Annotated in this window: 18 protein-coding genes and 3 pseudogenes; 4 read left to right on the forward strand and 17 right to left on the reverse strand. The window is 58.3% G+C overall.

The window, feature by feature from the left end; genetic code table 11:
• Positions 1 to 143 precede the first annotated feature (143 nt).
• On the forward strand, positions 144 to 686 hold the full coding sequence (rfbC, locus tag AC1DLV_RS23385; RefSeq protein WP_476802451.1) for a dTDP-4-dehydrorhamnose 3,5-epimerase: 543 nt from the start codon (positions 144 to 146) through the stop codon (positions 684 to 686).
• Here rfbC and AC1DLV_RS23390 read toward each other — a convergent pair.
• The 3 genes from AC1DLV_RS23390 to AC1DLV_RS23400 are packed head-to-tail and all read right to left on the reverse strand — an operon-like array spanning position 683 to position 4,506.
• On the reverse strand, positions 683 to 1,996 hold the full coding sequence (locus tag AC1DLV_RS23390) for a DUF4910 domain-containing protein (protein WP_476802452.1): 1,314 nt from the start codon (positions 1,994 to 1,996) through the stop codon (positions 683 to 685). The genes rfbC and AC1DLV_RS23390 overlap by 4 nt on opposite strands.
• 12 nt (positions 1,997 to 2,008) lie before the next feature.
• Positions 2,009 to 3,076, reverse strand: a complete 1,068-nt coding sequence (locus AC1DLV_RS23395; protein WP_476802453.1) for an NAD-dependent epimerase/dehydratase family protein — start codon at positions 3,074 to 3,076, stop codon at positions 2,009 to 2,011.
• A 59-nt stretch (positions 3,077 to 3,135) separates the two neighbouring features.
• Positions 3,136 to 4,506 carry a glutamate-1-semialdehyde 2,1-aminomutase gene (locus AC1DLV_RS23400; protein WP_476802454.1) on the reverse strand — a complete coding sequence of 457 codons (1,371 nt, stop codon included), beginning with the start codon at positions 4,504 to 4,506 and terminating at the stop codon, positions 3,136 to 3,138.
• 632 nt (positions 4,507 to 5,138) lie between these two features.
• Between AC1DLV_RS23400 and AC1DLV_RS23405 the strand changes: the two genes are divergently transcribed.
• A complete protein-coding gene (locus tag AC1DLV_RS23405; protein ID WP_476802455.1) occupies positions 5,139 to 6,260 on the forward strand; it encodes an acyltransferase family protein in 1,122 nt (373 codons plus the stop codon).
• A gap of 77 nt (positions 6,261 to 6,337) precedes the next feature.
• Here AC1DLV_RS23405 and AC1DLV_RS23410 read toward each other — a convergent pair.
• The 5 genes and pseudogenes from AC1DLV_RS23410 to AC1DLV_RS23430 all read right to left on the reverse strand — a co-directional run.
• Positions 6,338 to 6,580: pseudogene (locus tag AC1DLV_RS23410) on the reverse strand (integrase core domain-containing protein); the annotation flags it as partial.
• Between the two features lie 324 nt (positions 6,581 to 6,904).
• Positions 6,905 to 7,660, reverse strand: a complete 756-nt coding sequence (locus AC1DLV_RS23415; protein WP_476802456.1) for a response regulator transcription factor — start codon at positions 7,658 to 7,660, stop codon at positions 6,905 to 6,907.
• Between the two features lie 304 nt (positions 7,661 to 7,964).
• Positions 7,965 to 8,732 carry a Crp/Fnr family transcriptional regulator gene (locus tag AC1DLV_RS23420; protein WP_476802457.1) on the reverse strand — a complete coding sequence of 256 codons (768 nt, stop codon included), beginning with the start codon at positions 8,730 to 8,732 and terminating at the stop codon, positions 7,965 to 7,967.
• A gap of 473 nt (positions 8,733 to 9,205) precedes the next feature.
• Positions 9,206 to 9,406 (reverse strand): hypothetical protein, encoded by a 201-nt coding sequence (locus AC1DLV_RS23425; RefSeq protein WP_476836259.1) that lies wholly within the window; start codon positions 9,404 to 9,406, stop codon positions 9,206 to 9,208.
• 260 nt (positions 9,407 to 9,666) lie between these two features.
• On the reverse strand, positions 9,667 to 10,806 hold the full coding sequence (locus AC1DLV_RS23430; RefSeq protein ID WP_476802459.1) for an acyltransferase family protein: 1,140 nt from the start codon (positions 10,804 to 10,806) through the stop codon (positions 9,667 to 9,669).
• 197 nt (positions 10,807 to 11,003) lie between these two features.
• Between AC1DLV_RS23430 and AC1DLV_RS23435 the strand changes: the two are divergent.
• Positions 11,004 to 11,438, forward strand: a pseudogene (locus tag AC1DLV_RS23435) (helix-turn-helix domain-containing protein); the annotation flags it as partial.
• 6 nt (positions 11,439 to 11,444) lie between these two features.
• On the opposite strand, the pseudogene AC1DLV_RS23440 reads toward AC1DLV_RS23435, so the two are convergent.
• The 5 genes and pseudogenes from AC1DLV_RS23440 to AC1DLV_RS23460 form a co-directional block, all read right to left on the reverse strand.
• Positions 11,445 to 11,759: pseudogene (locus AC1DLV_RS23440) on the reverse strand (DDE-type integrase/transposase/recombinase); the annotation flags it as partial.
• A gap of 10 nt (positions 11,760 to 11,769) precedes the next feature.
• On the reverse strand, positions 11,770 to 12,516 hold the full coding sequence (locus tag AC1DLV_RS23445; protein ID WP_476802460.1) for an SDR family oxidoreductase: 747 nt from the start codon (positions 12,514 to 12,516) through the stop codon (positions 11,770 to 11,772).
• Positions 12,513 to 13,805 carry an FAD-binding oxidoreductase gene (locus tag AC1DLV_RS23450; RefSeq protein ID WP_476802461.1) on the reverse strand — a complete coding sequence of 431 codons (1,293 nt, stop codon included), beginning with the start codon at positions 13,803 to 13,805 and terminating at the stop codon, positions 12,513 to 12,515. Before AC1DLV_RS23450 ends, AC1DLV_RS23445 begins: the two co-directional genes overlap by 4 nt.
• Before the next feature lie 32 nt (positions 13,806 to 13,837).
• Positions 13,838 to 14,278: a GtrA family protein gene (locus tag AC1DLV_RS23455; protein ID WP_476802462.1), complete on the reverse strand. Its 441-nt coding sequence runs from the start codon at positions 14,276 to 14,278 to the stop codon at positions 13,838 to 13,840.
• Positions 14,279 to 14,287: 9 nt separating this feature from the next.
• Positions 14,288 to 15,748 (reverse strand): UbiA family prenyltransferase, encoded by a 1,461-nt coding sequence (locus AC1DLV_RS23460; RefSeq protein ID WP_476802463.1) that lies wholly within the window; start codon positions 15,746 to 15,748, stop codon positions 14,288 to 14,290.
• 759 nt (positions 15,749 to 16,507) lie between these two features.
• On the opposite strand from AC1DLV_RS23460, the gene AC1DLV_RS23465 reads away from it, so the two are divergent.
• Positions 16,508 to 18,199, forward strand: a complete 1,692-nt coding sequence (locus tag AC1DLV_RS23465) for a hypothetical protein (protein WP_476802464.1) — start codon at positions 16,508 to 16,510, stop codon at positions 18,197 to 18,199.
• A 97-nt stretch (positions 18,200 to 18,296) separates the two neighbouring features.
• Here AC1DLV_RS23465 and nadE read toward each other — a convergent pair whose 3' ends face one another.
• Genes nadE through asnB form a run of 4 tightly spaced genes read right to left on the reverse strand, consistent with a single transcriptional unit; the run spans position 18,297 to position 23,064 of the window.
• Positions 18,297 to 19,289, reverse strand: coding sequence for an NAD(+) synthase (gene nadE / locus AC1DLV_RS23470; protein WP_476802465.1), 993 nt, complete (start codon positions 19,287 to 19,289; stop codon positions 18,297 to 18,299).
• The gene (locus tag AC1DLV_RS23475) at positions 19,289 to 20,821 is read right to left on the reverse strand and encodes a class I adenylate-forming enzyme family protein (protein WP_476802466.1); all 1,533 of its coding nucleotides are present in this window, start codon (positions 20,819 to 20,821) and stop codon (positions 19,289 to 19,291) included. The genes nadE and AC1DLV_RS23475 overlap by 1 nt, the downstream gene beginning before the upstream one ends.
• Positions 20,822 to 20,830: 9 nt before the next feature.
• Positions 20,831 to 21,094 carry an acyl carrier protein gene (locus AC1DLV_RS23480; protein WP_476802467.1) on the reverse strand — a complete coding sequence of 88 codons (264 nt, stop codon included), beginning with the start codon at positions 21,092 to 21,094 and terminating at the stop codon, positions 20,831 to 20,833.
• A 17-nt stretch (positions 21,095 to 21,111) separates the two neighbouring features.
• Positions 21,112 to 23,064 (reverse strand): asparagine synthase (glutamine-hydrolyzing), encoded by a 1,953-nt coding sequence (gene asnB, locus AC1DLV_RS23485; RefSeq protein WP_476802468.1) that lies wholly within the window; start codon positions 23,062 to 23,064, stop codon positions 21,112 to 21,114.
• Positions 23,065 to 23,088 lie beyond the last annotated feature (24 nt).

Consider the following 23,088-nt stretch of genomic DNA (forward strand, 5'->3'; position numbering starts at 1 on the left):
AAGCCTCGTCCCGAATGGGTACGATACGCCTCATGACATCGACCTATCGGGTGATGGGGCATACCTCTTAGGCGGCGCTTCCGTGTTCGGCCGCCGAAGAAAAGAATCCCTCCTCAGAACTCCCGCGAAAGGCAAGGAAAGCCGTGCGATTTGTCGAAACGGAACTGCATGGTGCATGGCTTGTGGAGCCAGACCCCATCACCGATGAGCGCGGCAGCTTCATGCGGACCTTTTGCGAGAAGGAGTTCGGTGAACGGGGCCTCGCCACGCGCTTCGTTCAAAACAGCCAGTCGCGCTCGGTGCAAAAAGGCACGCTGCGCGGCATGCATTTCCAGATTGCACCGCACGCCGAGGTGAAGCTGGTTTCCTGCATTCAGGGGGCTATCTACGACGTCATCATCGACATGCGGCCCACCTCGTCCACCCATTTCAAATGGGTAGGTTACGAGCTGACGCCCGCAAACCGGCGGCAGGTCTATGTTCCGGCCGGATTTGCGCATGGCTTTCAGACGCTGAGCGATGATGCGGTGGTGTCCTACATGATTTCCGAGTTCTATATGCCGCTGGCTTCGGTTGGCGTCAGATATGACGACCCGGCCTTTGGCATCCAATGGCCTTCAGCTCCTACCGCGATGTCCGAGAGGGATCGCAACTGGCCGCTGCTGACAGGGCGCTTGTATGGCTAGACTTCGGCCAGAAGGCTGTGAACGCGCAGCAACTCAGCGGCGCCCGCTATTTCCTTGAACGACAATCCTGACCGCTCAGCCATGTGGAGCAACGAGTGCTGGCCGTCGGCAAGGTTCAGCACCCAAAGCAGGCTCATCGAACTCAGCCCCGTCGACTTGTCGCCGCCAAGGGCTGCGTAAAGGCCACGGCGCCCGAGCTGGGGCTCGCCCTTCGGGTTCAGGCTGGTCGGCGTCCAGTCACCTTCGACGATCTCGATGACGTCCATGATGATGCGCCAGGATTCAGCCAAGTGGGCTGGCTTGATGAAATCGAGATTGTCGGCCGAGGTGTGATACTCGGGGAACGTGCCAAAGGCACTTCGCTGGAACAAGCCTACGGGCAGGTTGAAGCCGGGCGAACAAAACTGCCGCTCGTCATAGCCGTAAGGTGAGAAGTCGAGCAGCGTTGCCGCCTTTTCGCGATGGCCAAGAACATGCTCCATGGCCCGATCGATGAAGGCGTTGCCACTGCGGCTGCGCTTGTAGGTTGGGCCGCCGCCGTCACCGACGCAAGACACGACCAGGCCATGGTCGATGTGCTGCGTCACATCCTCGTTGCGCGACAGCCAGGCAAGCGAACCGATAGTGCCCGGCGCAAACAGAAAGCGGTAGCTGTAGCGCGTCTTGCGCGAGCGAAGCTGGCTCGCGAGGCAGGCAAGCAGTGCCAGGCCGGAACAATTGTCGTTGGCGAGCGACGGATGGCAGATATGGGCCGACAGAAGGAATTCGCGCTCACTTTCTCCGCGATGCAGATATTCGCCATAGCTGAGGCTGCCGTCCCTGAACTCGGCATCGATCTCCACCTGGTAGTCGCCGCCGGGCAGTTCGACCAGACGGTTGTGGGTCATGCAGAAACCCCAGTTCTCGGCATAGTAGGAGGTCCGGTAGGGGATCAGCTCCGGCTGGTCGGGAAGCGTATGGACGTGACGCTTCAGCTCCTCCAGCGAGACCGTTCCGCGAAACGGCATGCTGTAGTTCAACACGTGCAGGTTGTGGTCGGCGAAGTCGACGATGGTTGCGCCATCCATGCCTTTGATCGTCGCGCCGCGAATGTTCCATTCCCTAGGGATGGTCCAGTCGAACGCCTGTGTGCCGGTCGCGACCTCGCGCACGTCAAGCGGCACGGTTTCGGTCAGGATCGCCAGTGTTTCACGCACGCCGTCTCCGGTAATGCTCCGGCAAATCGGATAGAGCCTTTCGGCTAGCGCGTAGATTACCTCGCCGACCTGGTCGGTGAGCAAGCCGGAGACGGCGGAACTGGAATGTTCCATGGTTGAACGGACCTACTCGGCTGCTATCGACCCAGCCGGCGTTTCCGCGGCGCTCAGCAGCCGCATGTTGTTGTCGATCAGCCCGTTGGCGATGAGGTGCTTGATGTGGCCAATGCGCTGGAAACGCGGGCCTTCGAACTCTTCGAGTGTCAAATGAGCGCTAGAGTAGGCCGCAAAGAGCTGCTCGGCTCCCGCTCGCGCGTCCCATTGCGGCTTGAAGGCCGGCAGCACTCGGGCGATCTTTTCAAAGCTGACCTGGTAGGAGCGTTTGTCCGGCCCGGCGTCCGCAGCGAACTCCAGCCGGCAGCCAGGGACCACTTCGGCGACGATCGCCGCGATGTCGCGGATGCGGTAATTGTGCCTGGTCTGGCCGACATTGAATGCTTCGTTGTGGACGATCTCGCGCGGGGCTTCGAGGCCAGCGATGAAGGCGCGGGAAATATCCTCGATATGCACGATCGGCCGCCACGGACTGCCGTCGGATTTGAGCAGGATAACGCCCTCGGTGACGGCCCAGGCGACAAGATTGTTGAGCACAATGTCGAAACGCAACCGCGGCGAAAGTCCGTAGGCCGTCGCTGGTCGGAAATAGGTTGGCGAAAAGCTGGCGTCCGCCAGTTTGGAAATGTCGCGCTCCGACATGACCTTCGACCAGCCGTACGGGCTGACCGGATTGAGCTCGCCGGTCTCGTCGACGAGGCCGTCGCCAGCCAAGCCGTAGTTACTGCATGACGAGGCATAGAGAAAGCGGCTGACGCCGGCGGCCTTGGCCGCGCGCGCGAACCGGACGCTGGCCCTGTGGTTGATGTCGTAGGTCAGGTCGGGATCGAGATTGCCAAGTGGATCGTTTGAAAGTGCCGCGAGATGGATGACCGCATCAAAACCCTCGAGATCGTAGGCTTCGACGTCACGAATATCCTTGGCGATCGACGGCACGGGGGCAGGGGTGCCACCCGGTGCGTAAGTGCAGCGCCGGTAGAGATCGCTGTCATAGCCGGTGACGGTGTGGCCCGCCTCTAGCAGCATCGGCACCATGACCGAGCCGATGTAGCCTTGATGGCCAGTTACCAGAACTTTCATCACGTCCCTCGTCTTTGTTGTCGAAAATGCTTACTCCAATGCACCGCCCCAGACGTTGGTTACGCCAGGCGGGCAATGACGCGGTTGAGATCGTTTTCCTGCGGCTGGTTGAAGGCCCTGAACACCTGCTGCGACGGCCGCCCCACCAGATGCCTTTCGACGCCGTCTTCCATGGCCCGCGCATAGACCGCCAAAGCGCTGTCCACTGCCTCGATGGTCTCGGCGATCGCCGCATCATCATGCATGTAGCCGAGCACCAGCGACGGCATGAGTACGCCGCGTTTGATTGTCTCTTGCAAAAACAGCGAGCGAAACGCCTGCGAAGGCTGCCTTTGCTGGTCGAGCGTCTGGTAGGCAAGGCAGCTTGGACGGCCGACGACCTTGACGAAGTCGCTCATACCATGTCGCCTTGCGGCGTCCTCGAAGCCGTCCCTGAGTATCCGGCCCTGCCGGTACAGGTGCTCGATCACCGGTTCATTCTGGTAGATCCTCAGCGTCGCGATTGCCGCGGCAAGCGCGTGCGTTTCAGCACCGTGCGTGGTCGATAGCAGGAAGACGCGCGGACGATCGGTGTGGTCCAGCCCACCGAGGCGCATATATTCGCGTTTTCCCGCAAGTGCCGAGACCGAGAACCCGTTTGCCATGGCCTTGCCGAAACATGACAGGTCAGGCTCGATGCCGTATTCGGCCTGCGCGCCACCGGCATTCCAGCGAAAGCCGGTGATCATCTCGTCAAGGATGAGTAGCGCGCCGTTTTCGCGGCACAGCCGGTGGACCTCGCGCAGGTAGTTGCCCTGTGGCTCTTCCGTGCGGGCAGCTTCGAGTATGACCGCCGCGATCCTGCCCTTGTTGTTCGCGAACAATCGCTTGACGCTTGCGACGTCGTTGTAGCGGAAGGTGACAGTGAGCTGCCGTACGGCTTTCGGTATGCCGGCATTCATCGGGGTTGTGCCGATGAACCAGTCATCAGTCGAAAAGAAGGGTTGGTCGGCGCAGCAGGCGACCAGATCGCGGCCGGTGTAGGCGCGCGCTAGTCGGACGGCGCCAGAGGTAGCGTCCGATCCGTCCTTGCAGAATTTCACCATTTCCGCTGCAGGAAAGAGTTCGAGGAACGCTTCCGCGCATTCAACTTCGATCCGTGCGGGGCGTGTATAATTACTTCCGTCGCGAAGCGCTCTTTCGACGGCGTGCAGCACGGTGGGATAGGCGTGGCCAAGCCCAACCGCGCGGTTGCCCATGCCGTATTCAATGTATTTGTTGCCATCGACATCCCAGACATGGCAGCCGGAGCCGCGCTCAATGAAGCCGGGTGCCAACAACGGGTACTGGTCGTCACCCTTGGCATAGGTGTGGCTGCCGCCCGGTATCAGCTGGTGGGCGCGTTGCCGCAGCCTGCCTGATTTTTCGAAGCGTCGGAAATGCTCGGTCATAACGGCCATCCGGTTGCATGCGTCGATGCCTGGAAGTGTACATTTTCGCTGGCAGACCGAGCGTTCCCAATAAGACGGCCACTTATCGTCCATTGGGGGTAGGCTGCTCAGACGGATATGAGGGGCGCAGCCACATGGCCACGCCAATCGTCGACTGGCTGGGCAATCGGAGCCAAAAGGCAGCGCTTTTGATCCGTTGTTTCAAGAAAGTCGCCCCACCCCACAAGGCTGTCGTCGCTTTGCTGGGCGATCACGTCGGATGCTCACCTAGAGCTATCACAGACGTTCCAATGCTTAACGATCGTCTTGGGGGGCGTTATCTCAATCCGAAGGCATGCAAAGGCGGTAGGCTATGCGGCAACCATAGCCATTTTGACTGGTTCTTTAGTCGTCCCGCAGCGCCTATCATTCCACCGCGCGATTTGAAGGTCGTGACCGGATTGTGCTGATCCCGGCTTGGCGCCGATATCACGCCGATATCAGATGAGTACCCATCAACTTCAGGTTCGTAGCAATGATGGCTGTGTCTCCATTCGGTGCGATTGGCCTGGCGGCGGTTGTGGGAAGCGATCTTTTCCATCTTTTTTTGCGCGCGCCAATCCCGACGCCAGTGGCAGATCGGACGGCCGACAGTGATTGAAGCGAAGTCGCGCTATTTCGAAATTGCCAAGGACATTCTGAACCCTGTCTCGGTCAAGATGGCCACTGAATACCATCTTGCAGGCAAACGGACAGTTGCTCCTTCGGCCAGGCCGTTCTGCAACAACATCCAGATTCTCCGGCTGATCGCTGCCTATGCCATCGTCTATGTCCATCTGGAGCTTGTGTTCGACGCCATAGACGCCGGATCAGCTGTGGTTGACATGCTGCGGTTTGGAACCGACCTTTTTCTGGTGGTGTCTGGTTTCCTGTCGGCCCATGTACTGGGCAAGTCCGGAAAGCCGGCGTTCGTCTACCTGAGGGACAGAGCCATCCGCATACTGCCGCTTTATTTCGTTTTCACGATCCTGGCGTTTCTCACCAAGAATTACACGCAAGGCTACGGTGCCCCTACATTCCAAGAATTGCTTATGTCCCTTGCATTCATACCATATGGAACATATCCGATACTACATCCAACGTGGACATTGATTCTGATAGTAGAATTCAGCGTAATTGTTGCGGCATGCCAAAAAATTAGCGTTAGGAATGGAGTTTATATATCTTCAATTGTTATTGTTTTGATTGCAATGATTGGCGTCTTTGTGCCACCAGATATGCCAATGCTTGTATCTTATACAAATCCAATTATTGTTGATTTTGCCCTTGGTGTCATAATATACAAGATTACGTCTATTGCATCTTTTTCCTATTTGCCAACAAAGTCTGCAATGTTGGCATCTGTGGCAATCATTGGCGTTTGCGCGGTCGCGGTTATATTGCGACCTTTCTTCTGGCCGGCAGTTCCTCGTCTAGTGGGGCTGGGTTTGCCGGCGTCCGGGTTATTGCTTGGTGCGGTGGCCTTGGAAAAAGTAGGGCTCTCTGTGAATTCGGCGCCGGCGAACTTTCTCGCGAAATGTGCCTACTCGATTTATTTGTGCCACGAGTTCGTGAATGGCGCGTCCGAGAAAATGATTTCGAATAGTCATGCGTCCTTCTTAGGGCCGATACTGATCCTAATCATAACGCCATTTATTGTAACCGCCATTTCCATTTTGACGTTTATTTACGTCGAAGCGCCGGTGACAAGGTATCTAAGCGGTCGAATTTCATGAGCGCCCGCGTGAGCCATTGCTAACAGGCGACATTGGCCGTCTGACCAAAATTGCACCCAACCGGCCCCTAAGTGTCGCTACCAAGCAGGCTGTTCAGTCTTTGTCATAGGCTGTTCGCCGATGGCAGTGTGGGGTGGTGATAAGTGGGCGCCCCATCGATGGATGGCTTATGCCCGTTCGGCAGATGAAGCGTGAAGTCTGGCGTAGGCCCATTCTCGCAGTGACGTCTGGATGAAGCGCTCGGCCTTGCCATTGGTGCGCGGCGCATAGGGTCGTGTGCGAATGTGGTGAGCCCCTCGAGCGGCTGCAGGTCCGGCGAACAGTTGGAGCGATCGGGCGAGCGGTTCACTTGCTCCACTCTGGGGCCCTGCCTGGCGTGCCAGGCCAGCGCCTGGTTGAGGAAGCTGGTGGGGCATCTTCCCAATGCGGGGTGAGGAGCCGTTCGACATAGGTAAGCCGGGAGGCGTCGTCGATGGCCGCGTGCTGGTGTTCGAAAGGGCGGCCATATGACCGCGCCAATTGTGGATTAACATGGTGGTCAATCACAGCCAAAAGGTAGTGCAGTAGATCCGCTAAATTCATGCAAGTAGCCCCGCAAGGCTGTCGTGCCTTGCGGGGCGATCATGCCGGCTGCTCGCCGAGAGCTATACGTCGCCGGGAAACAGGTCGTTGAGCTTGTAGGCAACTTCGGTACGGTTGGTCGCCTTCAACTTTTTCATGATGTTGCGAATATGCACCTTCACCGTGCTTTCGCGCAGCTTGAGTTCATAGGCGATGATCTTGTTGGCTTTGCCGCGGCGCAATGCCTGAACCACTTCGACCTGGCGAAGTGTGAACATTCCGGCTAGCGGACGCGCCTCCTGGCCGCTCGAGTCGATAAGGTGGCGGATGGCAAGCAGGCTGCTTGCAGGGACGAAGATCCCCCCTGCAATCGCAAGGCCGATCGCTTCCACGCAGATGTCGACCCCGACGGTGGTCGGGATGTAGCCGCGCGCGCCGCACTCCAGCGCCTTCATGATCTGCTTGAGCTCGTCGTTGTCGGCCAGAATAACGACCGGAACCGACTTGAATTCGGCGGTGAGCCGAGAAATCTCAGTGGCGACATTGGCGTCTGTTATTCTCTTCCCGCCAAGATTGAGAAGGATAGCTGCCAGCGAAGGATGCAGATCCTTTTGCTTTCGCCACTCTTCGATCGACGCCAGCGCGGAAACTTCCAAGCCAAGGTCATGATAGACCAAGGCCCTGGCTAGGCATTCGCGATCAAGAGCTCTGTTGTCGATGATAAGAAGACGATCGTGAGGATGTTGATCAGCGTCAACTACTGGCCGCGACACGTCCGCATTGCTTCTAGCAGTGGGTAAAGTTGAACTCTTCCCATGCTCTCCGTAATAGGATTCCATAGAAGTACCCGCCCTTTCCGTACAAACATCGCAATTGTTAGCGATTTGCACACCCCATTTTCAACTGCTTCCACTACGCCTTTCATTTCTGGTGTAACTTCAAGCGCTTACATTAAGCATCGCGCCTTTTGTTTGCTCACTTTCACCCATATGAGCGAGCAATGTGTTAAGATAACTCAACTAATTCTTTTTTCATTAACATAGGTTAATATAACCTAAGGTGGTGCTGCCTCATCCGATAGGCGCATTTGCGTGTGCCTGGCGGTAGTGCTCGGCAACCTGGTTCGTTTGAATGGTTGAGCCTTCAAAGGGCAGTGGGGCGCAGCGTCGACAGCGGCCGCCGTGTCGTAGTTTTCTGCGGCGCGGCAGGCCAGTTGTATTGCAGGTAGGCGCTGTCGAAGCTGGCCAACTTCAAGAGCTTGGCGCGATTGAGGAACTCGACTGCACCTGACCGGAACGAAACCAGTTCTCTTTCGCGCAACTCACGCAACGTCCGATTTACGTGAATCTGAGTCAGTCCGAGTACGTCGGCAAGGTCGTGTTGCGTTAGCGGGCAGTCGTAACCGTGGTCACCTGAGCCAAGCCGTACGCCCAATTCCAGGAGGTAGTGAGCCGTCCGTTCCAGGGCGCTGCGCCGGCAGACGCTGGTCAATCGTTCGACAGCGATCGCGTGCTGGCGTGCCGCGATCCGCGCAAACAGCGATCCCAGCGTCGCGTTCTGGTCGAGCGCTTTCCGGAATGCTTGTCCCGGAATTTCGTATAATTCCACTTCAGACACGCAAATAACGGAATTGATGCCTCCGCCATCAAATGAGGGGAAGCCAAGGATGTCACCTTTGAGCGGAGTGTCGATGATCTGCCGGCTGCCGTTGGAAAGGTGGCGGGAAACACAGGGCCAACCGGAAGCGACGATGAAAATCCGTGTATTGGCGTCCCCCTGATGGCTAACAACTGCGCTTGCCGGGTATGTTTTCGGGGTCGCTTCCAGGAAATCCGCTTTCCTATCCTCTGTATTTATTGTCCCCCCTATCGGAGGTGACTGTATGAAATTGAGTAGCGTATGGTCAAACATCGTAGTTGCTATGAATATATGACATGGATGCTGCTGTTCTCCGACGTCTATAAGCGTCGCGACTTGAGTCCCCAAAGTTCACAGCATGCTTGTGGCGTATTTGGCATCTTTCCCGCAAATTGACCTTTTAGATGCTTAGTGCCCAGAGACTCATCTGATATCATACGCTAGAAGATGTCCATGGGTCTTATGGATGGCCCCCCGTCTACCTCCAATGCTCAATTGACCGTCTAGGCCCACAAGCTGGAAACTCACCTGGCCTGCGTGGCGACACAATAACAACACGCGGTCTGCTCGTGGTCTTGCACGCGACAGGATAGGGGAGCCGTTAACCCAGCCCCACCGCCCAGCGGCTCTCCTATCGCCGCCTTCGCGCATGGCAGTTGCCAGCAGCAAGGCGCGACAAGCCACTTCACTCAGCCATCATGAGTATCGCCGAGTCCGGGCAGGTCAGAGCTGCAAAGAGAGCGCCGCTATGCGGTGCCCTGCGGCCTGGCGCGCCGCAAGTCGAAGCCTGAATTGTCCGCATTGCCATCGAAGGCTGCAATCAGGCGCCGCGCGGCAATGCTCGCAATATGCGTGCTCGGAAGCTTTGCTTCTATCCGGCGAGCGGATTCATAAACTTCCAAAAGAATTGCGTATTGCTTGGGGCCCAGCACATCGTGATCGACCAAGTCGCACATGTGTTATCCTCCTTACGCAGGGGCACCACGCATCCGCCCGGCGCCACGATGCCCCTTGAAATACAACGCTAGCAGATCGTTGCACAATATGTAAGCAACGTGGAGGTGTAACCGCCAGGGAAGTTCGCAACACAATCGCCGTTTGTCCTTTTGCATGGGCTGCAGTGCCTGCGCACCTTGTTGAGAGCCGTCGTGATCGCCGCGTAGCAATATCCCGCGTAAGTCAGAGGAAGTAGCTGAACCTCCTTACGCTAGATGTCGGTAGTTCTTTCGGAGGCCTTTATGGCGGCAGTGTTAGGGTTGGGATGCAATCCGGGCTTTTTGTGCATTCGCAAGCTGTGACGGTTTCCCAAAATCCTAACGTAGGCAGACCAGTTTCCGCCCAGAGGCCGCTCGATGAGCTGATATGTGAGGAAGCCGACAAAAACCGCCGCTGCGATCGTAAACGGTGCCATCAGCGCCCTTGCGAAAGCACTCAGGTCGAAACTATCGACGCTGGCAATGACCACTGCCACAAAGAGATAGTGGGACAGGTAGATCGAATAGCTGGCGTCGCCCGCGCGGCGCATCAATTTTGTGCCTAGCCTTACACCGGATCGGTCGAGCCCCACCGCTGCAGCCACCACAAGTGCGGATGGAATGCCGAACCTGAAAACGGTGTCGGTCGGCGGCAAAACCGGGCCGTCGCCAAAGGACGTGAATGCTCCTCCCAGCAAAAACCAACATGATCCCAACACCAGCAAGATCCACCACAGCGCAGAGGGGGGCTGTCTCGCGGATACAAAAAGAAAGGCGATCGCCGTGCCAAAGCCAAAGTTGAGTATAATCGGCCTTGTATAAAAGAAGGCTGCCACGCCTTGGTCGGCCGGGCTGTCGATCAACACCCCTGCAGTCGTCAGGCCCACGAGGATCGCTGCGACTACATAGATCCGGACCCTCTCTCCTAGGAATAGTGAGAAGGCAAAAATGAAATAGAAAAATATTTCGAAGTTTAAGGTCCATCCCAGGTAATATGTTGGGTAAATCAGGCCATCCTTTTTCTCGAAAGGGATAAAAAGTATTGACTTTAGGAGGGATGGTATTTCCGGCGACGTGCTGTTGAACGCGCTTGGTACCAAGAAGCTTGCTAAAAATACGACAATTGTAACTCCATAATATAGAGGGCAAATCCTAGCTAGTCTATTTTTGATAAATTTATATGGCCTCACCTGCTTGCCTTGCGTCGTATGGACCATGATAAATCCACTGATGACGAAGAATAGATCGACACCGCCATAGCCGAATTGGCTAATCGTTGCCGGCACGTAATTTGCCGGGATGAACCACTGGGCATGGGTCCAAACGACAAAAATGGCCGCGAGGCCGCGCAAAACCTGAATATTGAAAAGCATGCGGCCTCACCGGCTGCCAACGCTACGGGCAGTGATGTAGCAGCCGCGCGGCATACTTGGCGATTACCCCCTTCGGGCGAGCCTGAGATCAACCTTCTGGTTTTCTAGAGCGTTTGTGGTCTTGCCTGAATCGTGGGGATTCCGGTTTGGGCTGTTTTGTGATTCAGGATGCTGGCTGGAATGGAGGCCAGCATCGGATGACGCGACCTCTTTCGAATGATCTTCGTGAGCGTGTTGTGGGTGCAGTCGCGGCCGGCGAAAGCTGCCGAACGGTGGCGACCCGGTTCGGTGTCGCCGTGTCTTCGGTGGTGAAGTGGTCGCAGCGATATCGCGCGACGGGTCGGTGGCACCCGGCAAGATGGGCGGCCATCGCAAGCGTATTCTGGAGCCGCATCGGGTCTTCATCGCCGAGCGGCTCAACCAAACGCCGCATTTGTCGCTGCATGAGCTGAAGGCGGAACTGGCGGCGCGCGGGGTGAAGGTGTCGCACGATACGGTGTGGCAGTTCCTGCGGCGCGACAGGCTGCGGTTCAAAAACTCTGTTTGCGCTTGAGCAGGCCCGAGCCGACGTCGCGCGGCGGCGATACCGCTGGCGATCCTGGCAGACAGGCCTCGATCCCCAACGGCTGGTCTTATCCTTCGATGACGATCTGGGCTTCCTTCAGCGTGTTGAAGATTTCGCGTTGAGCAGTTCGCCGCGGAGCTTTGAGTTGAAGCTCACGCAATAGCCATTCTCCAACGACTGCCGGCATGATGTAAGCCGTCTTTGCGCCTACAGCAGCGATCCATTCGCGCAACGCCTTGACGATGAACCCGGGGCCATTATCGGATCAAATGTGAACGGGGATGCCGCGCAGGATGAACAGATCGGAGAGAACGTCGATCATGTCGACGACCTTCAGCTTCCGGCTTACCCTGATGGAGATGCATTCCCTTGTGAACTCGTCGATCACGGAAACGATCTTAAAACGTCACTCGCTTGAACAGGATTTCAGGCATCGTGTCGATGATGCCCATCACATATCGCCAGCTTCGACGCACGTATACCACGTCCCGCGGCCTGGTCTCGGCCGCCTGGAATATTGCCATGGCCACCTCGGCGGGCTCGGCTGTTAGAAGACGGGACAGGTTCATTCCGGCGGTCATGCGGGTACGCACAAACCCCGGCGTAATCGTCACAACCCTGACGCCAGACCTCCACAGCCGCCCCCTGAGACCCGACAGGTATGCGGTGAGGCCTGCCTTTGCGGACCCATAGACATAGTTCGAAGCGCGGCCCCGGTTGCCGGCCACAGAACTCACGCCGACAATTGTCCCGTTGCCGCGCTTTTCGAAGAGTTCGGCGATCATACCAAGAAGCATGGCAGGTCCCTCGAAATTCGTCCGCATCGCTATGGAGGCGTAAGCAATATCGGACGCGGCTCTCGCTTGGTCTGGCAGGAGGCCGATGACGCAGACGACGGTGTCCGGAAGATCTACCAGTGAGTTGACGAAGGGGCCAAATGATGAGCTATCGAGGATGTCGAGGTGCCTGAGCTCGGTAAAGGCAGTAGTCGCTGTGGCGATGTGGTCGGCCTCGCGGCGGCCGGCTGTATCGTCCCTGCAGGTGAGCGTCACGCGCCAGCCCTTGTCCGCATAAACGCGCGCCGTGGCGCGCCCTATGTCGGACGTACCGCCGATTATGAGTACGGAGCTAGTTGACGGTTTCATATCGAGAGCCTCCTTGAGAGCATCGATGCAAGCCTGGTGTCTGCGCCGATGGCGCAGCGTTGCTGTCTGAATGCGGCCAGCCCCGGATAACCGGCCTCGAAGGTTTCCGGCCGCTGTCTTGCGTCCTTGGCGAGATAGAGGCGGCCGCCGCCCGCGACCACCAGTCGGTCGATCCGGTCGAGGAAGGAGAAGACGCCGTCGGTAACGGGAAAGTCCATCGCCAATGTCACCCCCCGCATCGGGAACGAAAGCAGCCCGCCTCCAACACCGAGATTCTTGAGGACGGCCAGGAAAGGCGCTTCGCCCTTGTCGGCTATGAGCCCCAAGATTTCGGAGAGGACTGGGACCGCCTGTTCGTGCGGAATTACGCATTGGTGCTGGAGAAAGCCCCGGCGGCCGTAGAGCCGGTTCCATTGGCCTATTCCGTCGAGCGGGAAGAAATAGGAGTGCCACGGCACGATGGCCGATCCTTCACCATACGTCTCTGCTTCGCGGGCGTATTTCAAAGCGTTCATAGCGCGGATGGAATGCCGGTTAAGGACGATGCGCGGAAAGTCTACCGGGATGGTGAACGCGCGACATGCGCGCGTCGGAAACGCCGGAGCGCCAGGCTTCTCGGCCTGGACATCATCCAGGCTGGCGTGCTCGCCAAGGTAAACCAGCGATCTACCGAGCGCCGCTCCGTGGGCGAGACAGTCGACCCAAGCAACGGAATAGTAGGACTGTTCGTTCTTGGCCAGCAATGCCAATGCTTCTGACAGATCCCCCGCGCGGAGCGTCTTCTGCCGGATCCAGCCTGTCTCGACTTTCGACATACGAATCGTGGCGTCGACGATCGTTCCCGTGAGGCCCATTCCGCCTACGGTCGCACGAAATAGGTCCGCGTTTTCATCGTGCGAGCAACCGATGGTCTCTCCCGACGGAAGCACCAGCCTGAAGGATTCGACTTGGTCGCCGAATCCCCCGGCCAAGTGATGGTTCTTGCCGTGCACGTCGGCAGCGATCATTCCGCCAATTGTCACGAAGCGCGTACCCGGAACCACGGGCGGGAACCAGCCCCGAGGAAGAAAAGTGTCGAGCACGTCGGATAGCATCACGCCTGCTTCGGCTGTGAGCAGGCCCTCCGCCTCGTCGAAGCGACGCATGCGGTTAAGGCTGCGAATGTCCAAAGTTGCCTCTGCACCGACCGCAGCATCGCCGTAAGCGCGTCCATTGCCCCTCGGGACATATGCGGGAAGCCCGCGTTGAAGTTTCCCAAGCCCCTTCGGCCCGTTCAATCCGACAAGCATGGCGCAATGGCGCGGATACCGTCCCCAGCCGCTCAACTCCACTGCTCACCTGCCTTCCGGAAGGTGTATCTTCGATCGAGTTCGTATTTGGCAGCATATCCGACAGCGAGCCCGATCACCGCGCCTGAATATTTGGCGACCGAAGTTCCCCACAATGACCAGAAGCCAGCTTCGAATGACCACGAGACGAGTGTGGTGAAAACGCTGAACAGGCCATAGAGGGAAATCTTCCGGAACTCGTGATAGCGGCCTTCGACCTGATCGAAAAAAATCCAGTTCTTGTCGAGAACGTATTTCACCGCGAAGCCGACGACCGTGCCCGCAGTCATTGAGACAACCAGCGGGGCGAGAGGAACGGCGCGCACTGCCGCCTCCTGCGTCACCAGGTTTGTCAGAGTAGCGAAAGCCGCGAAGGCAATATAGCGCGCGGCATAAGTCAGGTTCCGGCGAGGGGGCATGGCTTTTCTGGTCATTGGCTTGCTCTACACCGCCGCCACGACAGCTATGGCTATTATCAGGAACGAGATGAGGCTGTTGCGGTCGGTCATAGCAAAGACGATTGGATCCTCGCGAAGCGAACGGCGGTGAGCCATCATCACGATCCGGCTGACCCAGTAGATGAGGACGAGACAGATGAGCCAGAGTATCTGAGGTCGACTATAGAGCGCGTTCACATCCGGGGATGAGATGTAGAGCGCAAAAACCGTGACGGCGTTGTATCCCGACGCCGCAGCGAATGCCGCGACAATGCCCAAATCCCCGAACTTGTAATTCCTGTTGGTCGGCTCAGCGAGTTCCATGTCGAGCCGCGTGGCAAGTTCCGCGTAACGTTTCACAAGCGCGAGGGCGACAAAGATGAATATCGAGAAGGCGAGCAGCCATTGCGACAGGGCGACCTCGACTGCAACTGCTCCGGCGATGATGCGCGCCGTGTAGAGCATGGCCAAGGTAACAACATCGATTAGCATTTTTCGCTTCAGATAAAACGAATACGCTACCGTGAGGGCGAAGTAACCGAGCAGGACGCCGAGGAAGGCTGCCGACACCAAGCCCGCAACCAGCACCGAAGCGAATAGCAAGAGCGGAATCGCGAGCAGCGCGTGCGCCAGAGGTATCTCCCCACTTGCGAGCGGCCGGAATTTCTTGGTGGGGTGCGCGCGGTCTGCTTGCAGGTCAACAAGATCGTTGAGCAGGTACACACTCGATGCGCAAAGGCAGAACGAGGCAGCGCCGAGCATGGCTACCAGAACATTCCCCAGGTTCATCTCATGGGAAGCGAGAAGGGGGATGAGCACCAGCGCGTTCTTGGAGTACTGGTGCACTCTCAGCAGCTTGGCCCAGGTCGACCATCCGGGCCGTGAAGCATTAAGGTGTTTTACTTCTACAGTTCCTCTGGCAAGGCGGCGAGACACACCAGCAGACGCACGGATGACGATCGCTTGCGCCGACCGCTCCCACACGGGAAGGTCGGCGACGTCGTTGCCGATGTAGTCGAAACCACCGACCCCGAAATGTTCGACAAGCCGCCGTGCCTTCATCTCCCCGGAACAGTTGGTTGTCGTGTCCGAGGCGATATGACCATCGAACAGTCCGAGGTGCTCGGCAACAGCCTTTACGACGCGTTCGTTTCCAGCCGATGCGATATAGACCGGGCGTCCGATCCGGCGCGCCGCGCCGATTTCTTCGAGTACAGCTTGGTCATAAGGAAGGTTGGCTGGATCGAAATCGACCAAAGCCGCGGCGCATTGCTTAAGAGCGGCTTTTCCGCGCCACAGTGCCACGAACATGTCGAGAGCCGACCGGGGACGCCGCCCCAACTCGGCGAAGGCAGTCTCGATTAGGAGGTCGGAGCGGATCAGCGTTCCATCAAGGTCGACGACCAAAGGCCGCCCGACAACTGGCGGCTGACTGAACTGCGTCGGTTCCGCTATTGACACGTTCATCGCACGTGATCCTGTTTCCAGAGGCAGCAGAACACAGGCAGCGGGTCTGAAACAGAGGATCAAAAGGGGGTAAGGGGGTCCGACGTTTGATTGAGAGCCAATCTGCAGGACCGCTTTTCGTCAGCCTAATGCATGTACCGAGCGCTGCAGAAGACATGCGTCCTTACGTGCCACAGCCAACGGGGCAACCCGGCAGTCAAACTGCAGGACAAGGACAGCCACTGCACTTAATCGTCGACACCGGAGGGCAGTCCGCCATCACGCAGCCGATGAGGTGTCTTCGACGCCGACTAAGAAATCCGGTACGGCAGGTTCGAAAATCTCGCCGGTTAGGAGTCAGCAATATCAAAGCGCTATCCAAGTTGCTGCATCCCACTCTGCCGGCCATGGTAGTCATTGCCTACCTCCAATGGACAAGTGCGTCTATCGGCCGACCGGTTTCCTAACCCCTTTGCCTTTCTTGTCGGCTAGGCGCTGTTTTCGGTTAAATGGAAGAGGAATGCCGGGCAGCCCACGGGCCGCCCGTTGGTCAGTGGCAGGCTCGCAAGCGTGATTACTTTGATGCGGCTTCTTTCCGTGGTCTTTCCGCCACTCCCCGATGGTCGCTCGATTTGTTGGGCAATCTTGCGGGCGCATCGGCCTTCGGCGGTGTCTCCCTCACATGCCTTTCGTTTTTGCTAAGTCTACGCAAGACCAAGTCACGGATGAGCCAATATCAAGATGACGACTGCTAATCCATTGGCATAGGGTCCAAACAACATGAGCCTGGCAGAGGACGCTTCACATGTGCTGGATGTGCTCAGTCAACGCCTGGACCTGGTTCTTCTGCTAGCCGTTGGAACAGGTCTTGTCGCAGTATCTGTCTTCTTCTGCTGGAAACGGGCATTCCAATCTGCCTACGCGGTTCAGGCTGGCGGCCTCGCGTTTCTGGTGATCTTCGGGATTGGTGATGACACCTTTGTACATGCATTCCGCACGCTCGCTGTCGCCGATCAATTCCGCAATGCGAAACTGGACCTGTTTGGTGACGTTGGCGGCTATACTCTTCCAGTGTTCTATTTCTATACAACGCTCCCCTATAGCTTGGCTGCTCCACTGACCTTCATTGGTATTCCGTCTGTGCAGGCCGTGAACATCGTGAGCGCTAGCTTCCTTCTGATATTGGCATACGGCATCAAGGACCTCGTCTCTCTGGTTTACGTTGGTCCGGATCGGAGCGGAACGATGGCCGCTTTCTTTTCGGCATTGTTCCTCGGCTCAAACTACGTATACCAGAACTTCGTGGTTCGCGCCGCACTCCCCGAGGCGATGGCCTACGCCCTCGTTCCCTTTGCCGTGGCTGCGCTTCTGCGCAACAGTTACATGCTAGCGATGGCAATCATCGCACTGCAGATCATTGCGCATCCCCCAATATTCCCACAGGCGCTGTTTCTGCAAGTTGTCTTGATCCTGACCTTTGCCAAGGTAACAGCTAGGTTCTCAGTGCGCGCACTGCTGTCCGTTTGCGGAGCACTGCTGCTTTCGAGCCCGGCATGGCTGCCGGCGTTCGCTCATCGGCACTCGATCTTAGGCATCGACAACCTGCCCGTAACATTCGAGCAGACCTTCCTCACTCCAACTGAGCTATTGAATCCCTTGGCATTCAACAGCATTGGACCATATCTCTTGATCATGGTGTTTGTCGCCCTTTACAGGTTTGGCCGCTCATTCGACATCAGAACCACCATCCTCTTCATTCTGTTTGCGTGCGTGTTCCTGTGGCAAAGCACGCTGCTGCGCGGCATGGTCGTTGACATTCCGCTGATGGACATCTCCCTCTTCATCTGGCGCTGGATGTTCGTTGCAGCGATGCTTGGCATGTTTGCCGTATTCCTTGCATGGCGCGGATGTGTAACGAGCACGCCTTTAGCGATTGTCCTCGCATTAAGTATCGCCCAATCTTTGATCGTCGCGACCAGTCAGTCGAGGGGGTTGATGTTTCGAGACGCTGAGGTCCTTTCCCACTTCAAGACTACAGGAGCTCGGAACGCTTATGGTATTGGGGAGTTCCTTCCCGACTATCGTGAATTGCCCGACCGCTGCGACCTAATCACCGGAGAAAGCGTGACAACCCTGTCGTTCCCAACGCTTAGGGAACAGCCGATCGTCGTGGACAAGCCGGTCCTGCTGAGAGACGCACCGATTGGCATCGTTCGGTACACGCTTGACGGGCGCAGTGTGGCGCTGGCCCACTGCGACGGCGACCTTGTTCTGAACGTAAGCGGTGGCAAGGGGACGCTGAAAGTTAGCGGCGATCTCATGGTATCATGGCCTGCGCTTAAGTACCTTCCCCCTGTTATCCCCGTTGTTGTACTACTTCTGTTTCTGATCCGAAAGGCTAGGCGCTGGCGTGGGCCACGCGACTTCGGCTTTTCCCGAACTACACTCGACGGCGAACAGCCAAGGCCTTGAAGATGACCGAGCTCGTCATCGATGCGTTAGCCTAGATCGAGCGCTCCGTGCGTACCAGCACAAGGGTCCATAGGGGGCGAATGCTGCTACGCTTGAATCATGCTTCGACCAGCAGCGGTTGCTGATGAAGATAACGCGCCGCCTTCCGCTTAGCCGCGATGTCCTGCCAGATTGAGGCAACCTGTTCATCGGTCAGCGAGACCGCCTTCGCCGTGTCGGTGGCACTCCAGCCGTGGTTGAGACCATAGAGGCACAGGTCCATCTGGGCATATGGCACGGCGAAGTAGAACTCTTCCTGCGTCTGGGGCAGCGAATAGGTATCGGTCGTCGGCGGTCTTTGCCGAATTTCCTCAGGCACGCCGAGATAGGCTGCCAACTGATAGACTTGCGACTTGTAGAGATGTGCGATCGGTTTGATGTCGGCAGCGCCATCGCCATTCTTGACGAAGAAACCCTGGTCATATTCCAGCCGGTTGGGCGTGCCGATCACTGCGTAGTTCAGGCGGTCGGCGTGGTGATATTCCATTTGCTTGCGCGTGCGCTGCTTCATGTTCGTGGCCGCGACGATGCCCAAATAGGCGGAGGCGGACAGGCGGTGCTTTTCGGTCTTGCCGTCGGGCGCGCGAACGACCAGCGAGGAGATGTTATAGCCACCGGTCGTCAGCGCGTTGGCAAAGACGATCTTCGACGTCCAGCCGGGGCCGAAGTCCGGCACCACCTCGCGGATGCAGGCATCGCGACGCTCGTAGCAGCGCATGGCTTCGAGCGTCGGGCCGATATCCTCGATGACGGCCTCGATGCCATATGTGGCCGCGACCGCACGTCCGAGCCGCAGGCTTTCCGGATCGGAATCATGCTCCGGCATGAAGATACAGAACACATTTGCTGCGCCAAGCGCCCGAACAGCGATTGCGGCGCAGACACTGGAGTCGATGCCGCCCGATAGACCAAGCACATATCCGCGCCGCTTCAAGCCGCGCACTTGTTCGCGCATGGTTGTGGCGATCCTGTCGGCTTCAGCTGCGCAATCGATATCGAGCGCGGCCACCGAGAACGGTCCGCTTGTCTCTTGATCACTTGTCGCGCGCATCATTTGGTCTCCATCATCGCCGCCGCTAGACGCCGGCTGGGCTTTCCACTATCGGTCTTGGGCAGGCTGTCGCGGAATTCCACTGTCTTTGGGACCATGAAATCTTCGAGCCGCCGGGCGCAAAAGCGCAGCACGTCGCGTTGCGTCAGGCCGGGGTCGGATGGCACCACCATGGCATGGATAGCCTGGCCCAAGACCGGATCGGCGATACCGATAACCAGAGCCTCGGCTATGCCGGGGCAATCATGGAGCACCGCCTCCACCTGCCTTGGCGCCACTTTCTCGCCGCGCGACTTGATGATGTCGTCCTTGCGGGCAATGAAATAGAAAAACCCATCCTCATCGCGGCTGAAGAGGTCGCCGGTGAACAGCACCTTCTCCCAGGGGCGACGGCCGGGCCGAAGCGCGCGAGCGGTTTCTTGGTCATTCTCCCAGTAGCCCTGCATCACATGTGGTCCCCGAACCACGAGCTCTCCTGTCATGTCAGGCTCGACCTGGACACCGTCCTCATCCACGATGAACAATTCCGTGCCCGGAATGGCGACGCCGACCGAGTGAGGCCGCTTGGAAAGCTGCTCGGGCGGCAGGTAGGTACAGCGGGCGCATTCGGTCTGGCCGTACATCGAATAAATTCGCGCCGCCGGAAACAGTGCTTGCAGCTTGCTGATGTGGTCGGGCGGCAAGGAAGCAGCAGCACTTGTGACGGTGCGAAGGTCTGGCAAGGTTTCTGGGCCAAGATCCTTCATCTGCAACAGCATCGCGGCCATGGTCGGCACCAGTGGTAGTGTTGTCGCGCGTTCGGCACGCATCACATCAAGCACCGCATAGGGATAGGCGAAGGACTTTTCGAGAATAAGCGTTCCGCCGCTGCGGACCGTCACGATCAGTTGGTAGAACCCGTAGCTGAAAGCCAGTGGCAAGGCACTGAAAACGATGTCGTCGGCACTGGCATCCAGATAGGTCGCAATCGACGAAGCCGCTGCCTCGACATTGCGATGGCTCATCATGACGCCCTTGGGTTCTCCTGTGGAGCCGGAGGTGTAGATCAGCATCGCCAGATCGATATCGATGCCACCATGCGCGGGCAGTGTGGGTGCCGTTTCAAGGCAGGCTTCGAAGGAGACTGCCCCTCCCAAGGCGATATCCCCAGACACCACGATCAAACGGAGATCCGGTGCGCCGCGCGCGGCGTCGGATGCGACGGCGTGGAGCCGGGCCAGCGTCAGAACCGCGCTCGCGCGGCAGTCTCGCACCAAAAAACCAAGGCGATCGGCCTTCACCGAGGCATTGACGGGTACCACGACCGCGCCGGCCTTGAGCACCGCAAAGATCGAGATCACGGCCTCGGAACAGTTGTCCATGAAGACCAGAACGCGGTCGTCACGCGCGACGCCCTTGAAATGCAGCGTGGAGGCCAAACGATCCGACAGGTCATCGAGCTGGCCGTAGCTCAACCTGCGCGCGCCAGCGACCAGTGCGGTCTTGGCGGGATACTTGCGCGCGCTTTCGCGCAGGAACTCCTCAACGCGCATGGCGATAAGCTAGGCCGACTGCGCGGCGAGGCGGCCACCGACGAAGGCGCTGATCTTGGCTATGGAGTCGAGGTTGGCTGGAACAATATCGGCATCAGCGACTGTGACAGCGAAACGCTGCTCCAAAAACGCAACGAGTTCGAGGATGCCGGTCGAGTCGATCAGATCGTTTTCGATGAGCGACATGTCGTCGGTGAGTGGGGCGCTCTCGTCGCCAAACAGAAAATTTTCGATGATGAAGCTGCGGATTTCGGCATTGGTGGTTTCGGTCATGGCATTGTTCCAGGGGTTCACGTCAGGATGGCCGCTTCTTCGGAGACGGCAGATTGATTGCCGGCAAAGCGATCGACCCAGAGCTGCGTCGAGAGCACACCTACGAATGCGGCGTTGTCGCGAAAGCCGGCGGCTTGCTTGTTCAGGCATTTTTCGACCAGCTTGCCGGTCGTGCGCGGATTGAACAGGCCGGCATCGGCAAGTGCTGCAGACGACAGCCGCTCGCTGACATAGCCGCCGGCCCCGGCAAAAGACACGCTCTCGGGTGCCCTGTAAGGTTGCTTGGGGCGCTTGATGATCGTCTCGGGCACAAGACCCTGGGCCGCCATCTTCAGCACGTGCTTGCCCGAAAGGCCTCTGAGCTTGAACCTTGGCGGAATGCGTGCGGAGAATTCCACAAGCCTTGGGTCGAGAAACGGAAAGCGGGTCTCGATGCCATGCGCCATCGCCATCCGGTCGCCCTGGCTGGACAGGATGTAGCCGGGCAGGAGCGTCGTCGATTCGATGTATTGCGCCTGATGCAGCGGGTGCCACCTGTTAAAGTCAGCCGGCAGCGTTGAAGCGAGCTCATCGGCGGCATCGTATCCACCCAGCGTCGCGCGCAGATCATCGGAAAAGAACATCTTGGTCGCCGCGGTGCTGCGCAGCCTTGGCCGGTGCGAAAACAAGGGATCATCAGTGGCGTCGATGCCGGCACCGAAGAACGCGGCGAGATATTCAGGCGTCTGCTGCTGAAGGGCTGGCAGATACGGATAGAGCTTGCGGAACAAATGCGGCCTGATGCGCGAATGGGGCTGACGGCCGCAGAAACGGCGCACCCGCGCCTCCGCGAAAAGATCGTAGCCGGCAAGGACCTCGTCCGCGCCTTCCCCCGTCAGCACCACCTTGATGCCCTGCTCGCGAACGTGACCGGCAAGGCGATGCAGCGGCGCGGGCGCGGTGCGCAAGATAGGCTGCTCGGTGCCGTGCACGATCTCAGGAAACAGGCTCGCGGTGTCGCTGGCACGGTACGCGACCGAACTATGCGCGGTGCCGAGCATTTCGACCATCTCAGCCTGATAGGCACTCTCGTCATAGGCGGCATCGTTGAAGGTGACGGAGAAGGTGCGCAAGCCTTGCGGAACCTTACTTGCCGCCAAAGCCGCGATCATCGATGAGTCTATGCCGCCCGACAGGTATGAACCGACTGGAACATCAGCGCGCAGTCTAATTCGTGTGGCGTCGTCGAGAAGCGCCAGCAGTTCTTCGGCGAGCGCCCCTTCAGAACGGTTATCGCCTGGGTCGTTGTGGTCAGGAAACGCAAGATGCCAATAAGGCTTGCTCATCGCCTGGCCGTCCTCGATCAACATGATATGGGCGGGCGGCAATTGCGATATGCCAGCGAATGCGGTGCGGGGCGCGATCGGCGCCCATAAAGTGAAAATCTGATCCAGCGCGACGGGATCGATCCGCGCGACGATGCCTGGCACCTGCAGCAACGCCTTTACCTCGGAGGCGAAGAACAAGGTGCCGTTGTGCCATGTATAGAAAAGCGGCCGCACACCCATCCGGTCGCGGGCCAGCATCATGCGATTGCGGCGCTCGTCCCAGATTGCAAAGGCGAAATCGCCATTGAGGAGCGAGACACAATCCGGTCCCATCTCGTCATAGAGATGGAGAATGACTTCGGTGTCGGACGACGTTTTGAAAACGCGCCCGCGCTGCTTCATCGCATCGCGCAGTTCGACGTAGTTGAAGATCTCGCCATTGTAGCTGATATGAACGCGGCCATCGGCACTCGCCATGGGCTGGTGCCCATCGGCGATGCCGACGACCGAAAGTCTCCGGTGTCCCAAGCCGGCGGCCTTGCCGACATGGAGGCCCGCATCGTCGGGGCCGCGATGCCGCAAGGCGCCCGTCATGTCTTGAAGCAGCGCACGTGCGTCGTCCGAGCCGACCGGCTGGCCGCAATAGCCCGCTATCCCGCACATCAGGTTGCAATCCCGGCTGGATCG

Source organism: Aminobacter sp. 01T433 (genome assembly GCF_056398585.1).

What these genes read in the sequence shown, in the direction of transcription:
- AC1DLV_RS23450 (WP_476802461.1), bottom strand. Translation starts at nt 13,805, where the DNA reads ATGCTTGTCGGATTGAACGGGCCGAAGGGGCTTGGGAAACTTCAACGC.
- AC1DLV_RS23480 (WP_476802467.1), bottom strand. Translation starts at nt 21,094, where the DNA reads ATGACCGAAACCACCAATGCCGAAATCCGCAGCTTCATCATCGAAAAT.
- AC1DLV_RS23475 (WP_476802466.1), bottom strand. Translation starts at nt 20,821, where the DNA reads ATGCGCGTTGAGGAGTTCCTGCGCGAAAGCGCGCGCAAGTATCCCGCC.
- AC1DLV_RS23455 (WP_476802462.1), bottom strand. Translation starts at nt 14,278, where the DNA reads ATGACCAGAAAAGCCATGCCCCCTCGCCGGAACCTGACTTATGCCGCG.
- AC1DLV_RS23400 (WP_476802454.1), bottom strand. Translation starts at nt 4,506, where the DNA reads ATGACCGAGCATTTCCGACGCTTCGAAAAATCAGGCAGGCTGCGGCAA.
- AC1DLV_RS23390 (WP_476802452.1), bottom strand. Translation starts at nt 1,996, where the DNA reads ATGGAACATTCCAGTTCCGCCGTCTCCGGCTTGCTCACCGACCAGGTC.
- AC1DLV_RS23465 (WP_476802464.1), top strand. Translation starts at nt 16,508, where the DNA reads ATGAGCCTGGCAGAGGACGCTTCACATGTGCTGGATGTGCTCAGTCAA.
- asnB (WP_476802468.1), bottom strand. Translation starts at nt 23,064, where the DNA reads ATGTGCGGGATAGCGGGCTATTGCGGCCAGCCGGTCGGCTCGGACGAC.
- AC1DLV_RS23445 (WP_476802460.1), bottom strand. Translation starts at nt 12,516, where the DNA reads ATGAAACCGTCAACTAGCTCCGTACTCATAATCGGCGGTACGTCCGAC.
- AC1DLV_RS23415 (WP_476802456.1), bottom strand. Translation starts at nt 7,660, where the DNA reads ATGGAATCCTATTACGGAGAGCATGGGAAGAGTTCAACTTTACCCACT.
- AC1DLV_RS23460 (WP_476802463.1), bottom strand. Translation starts at nt 15,748, where the DNA reads ATGAACGTGTCAATAGCGGAACCGACGCAGTTCAGTCAGCCGCCAGTT.
- AC1DLV_RS23395 (WP_476802453.1), bottom strand. Translation starts at nt 3,076, where the DNA reads ATGAAAGTTCTGGTAACTGGCCATCAAGGCTACATCGGCTCGGTCATG.
- AC1DLV_RS23430 (WP_476802459.1), bottom strand. Translation starts at nt 10,806, where the DNA reads ATGCTTTTCAATATTCAGGTTTTGCGCGGCCTCGCGGCCATTTTTGTC.
- nadE (WP_476802465.1), bottom strand. Translation starts at nt 19,289, where the DNA reads ATGCGCGCGACAAGTGATCAAGAGACAAGCGGACCGTTCTCGGTGGCC.
- AC1DLV_RS23420 (WP_476802457.1), bottom strand. Translation starts at nt 8,732, where the DNA reads ATGTTTGACCATACGCTACTCAATTTCATACAGTCACCTCCGATAGGG.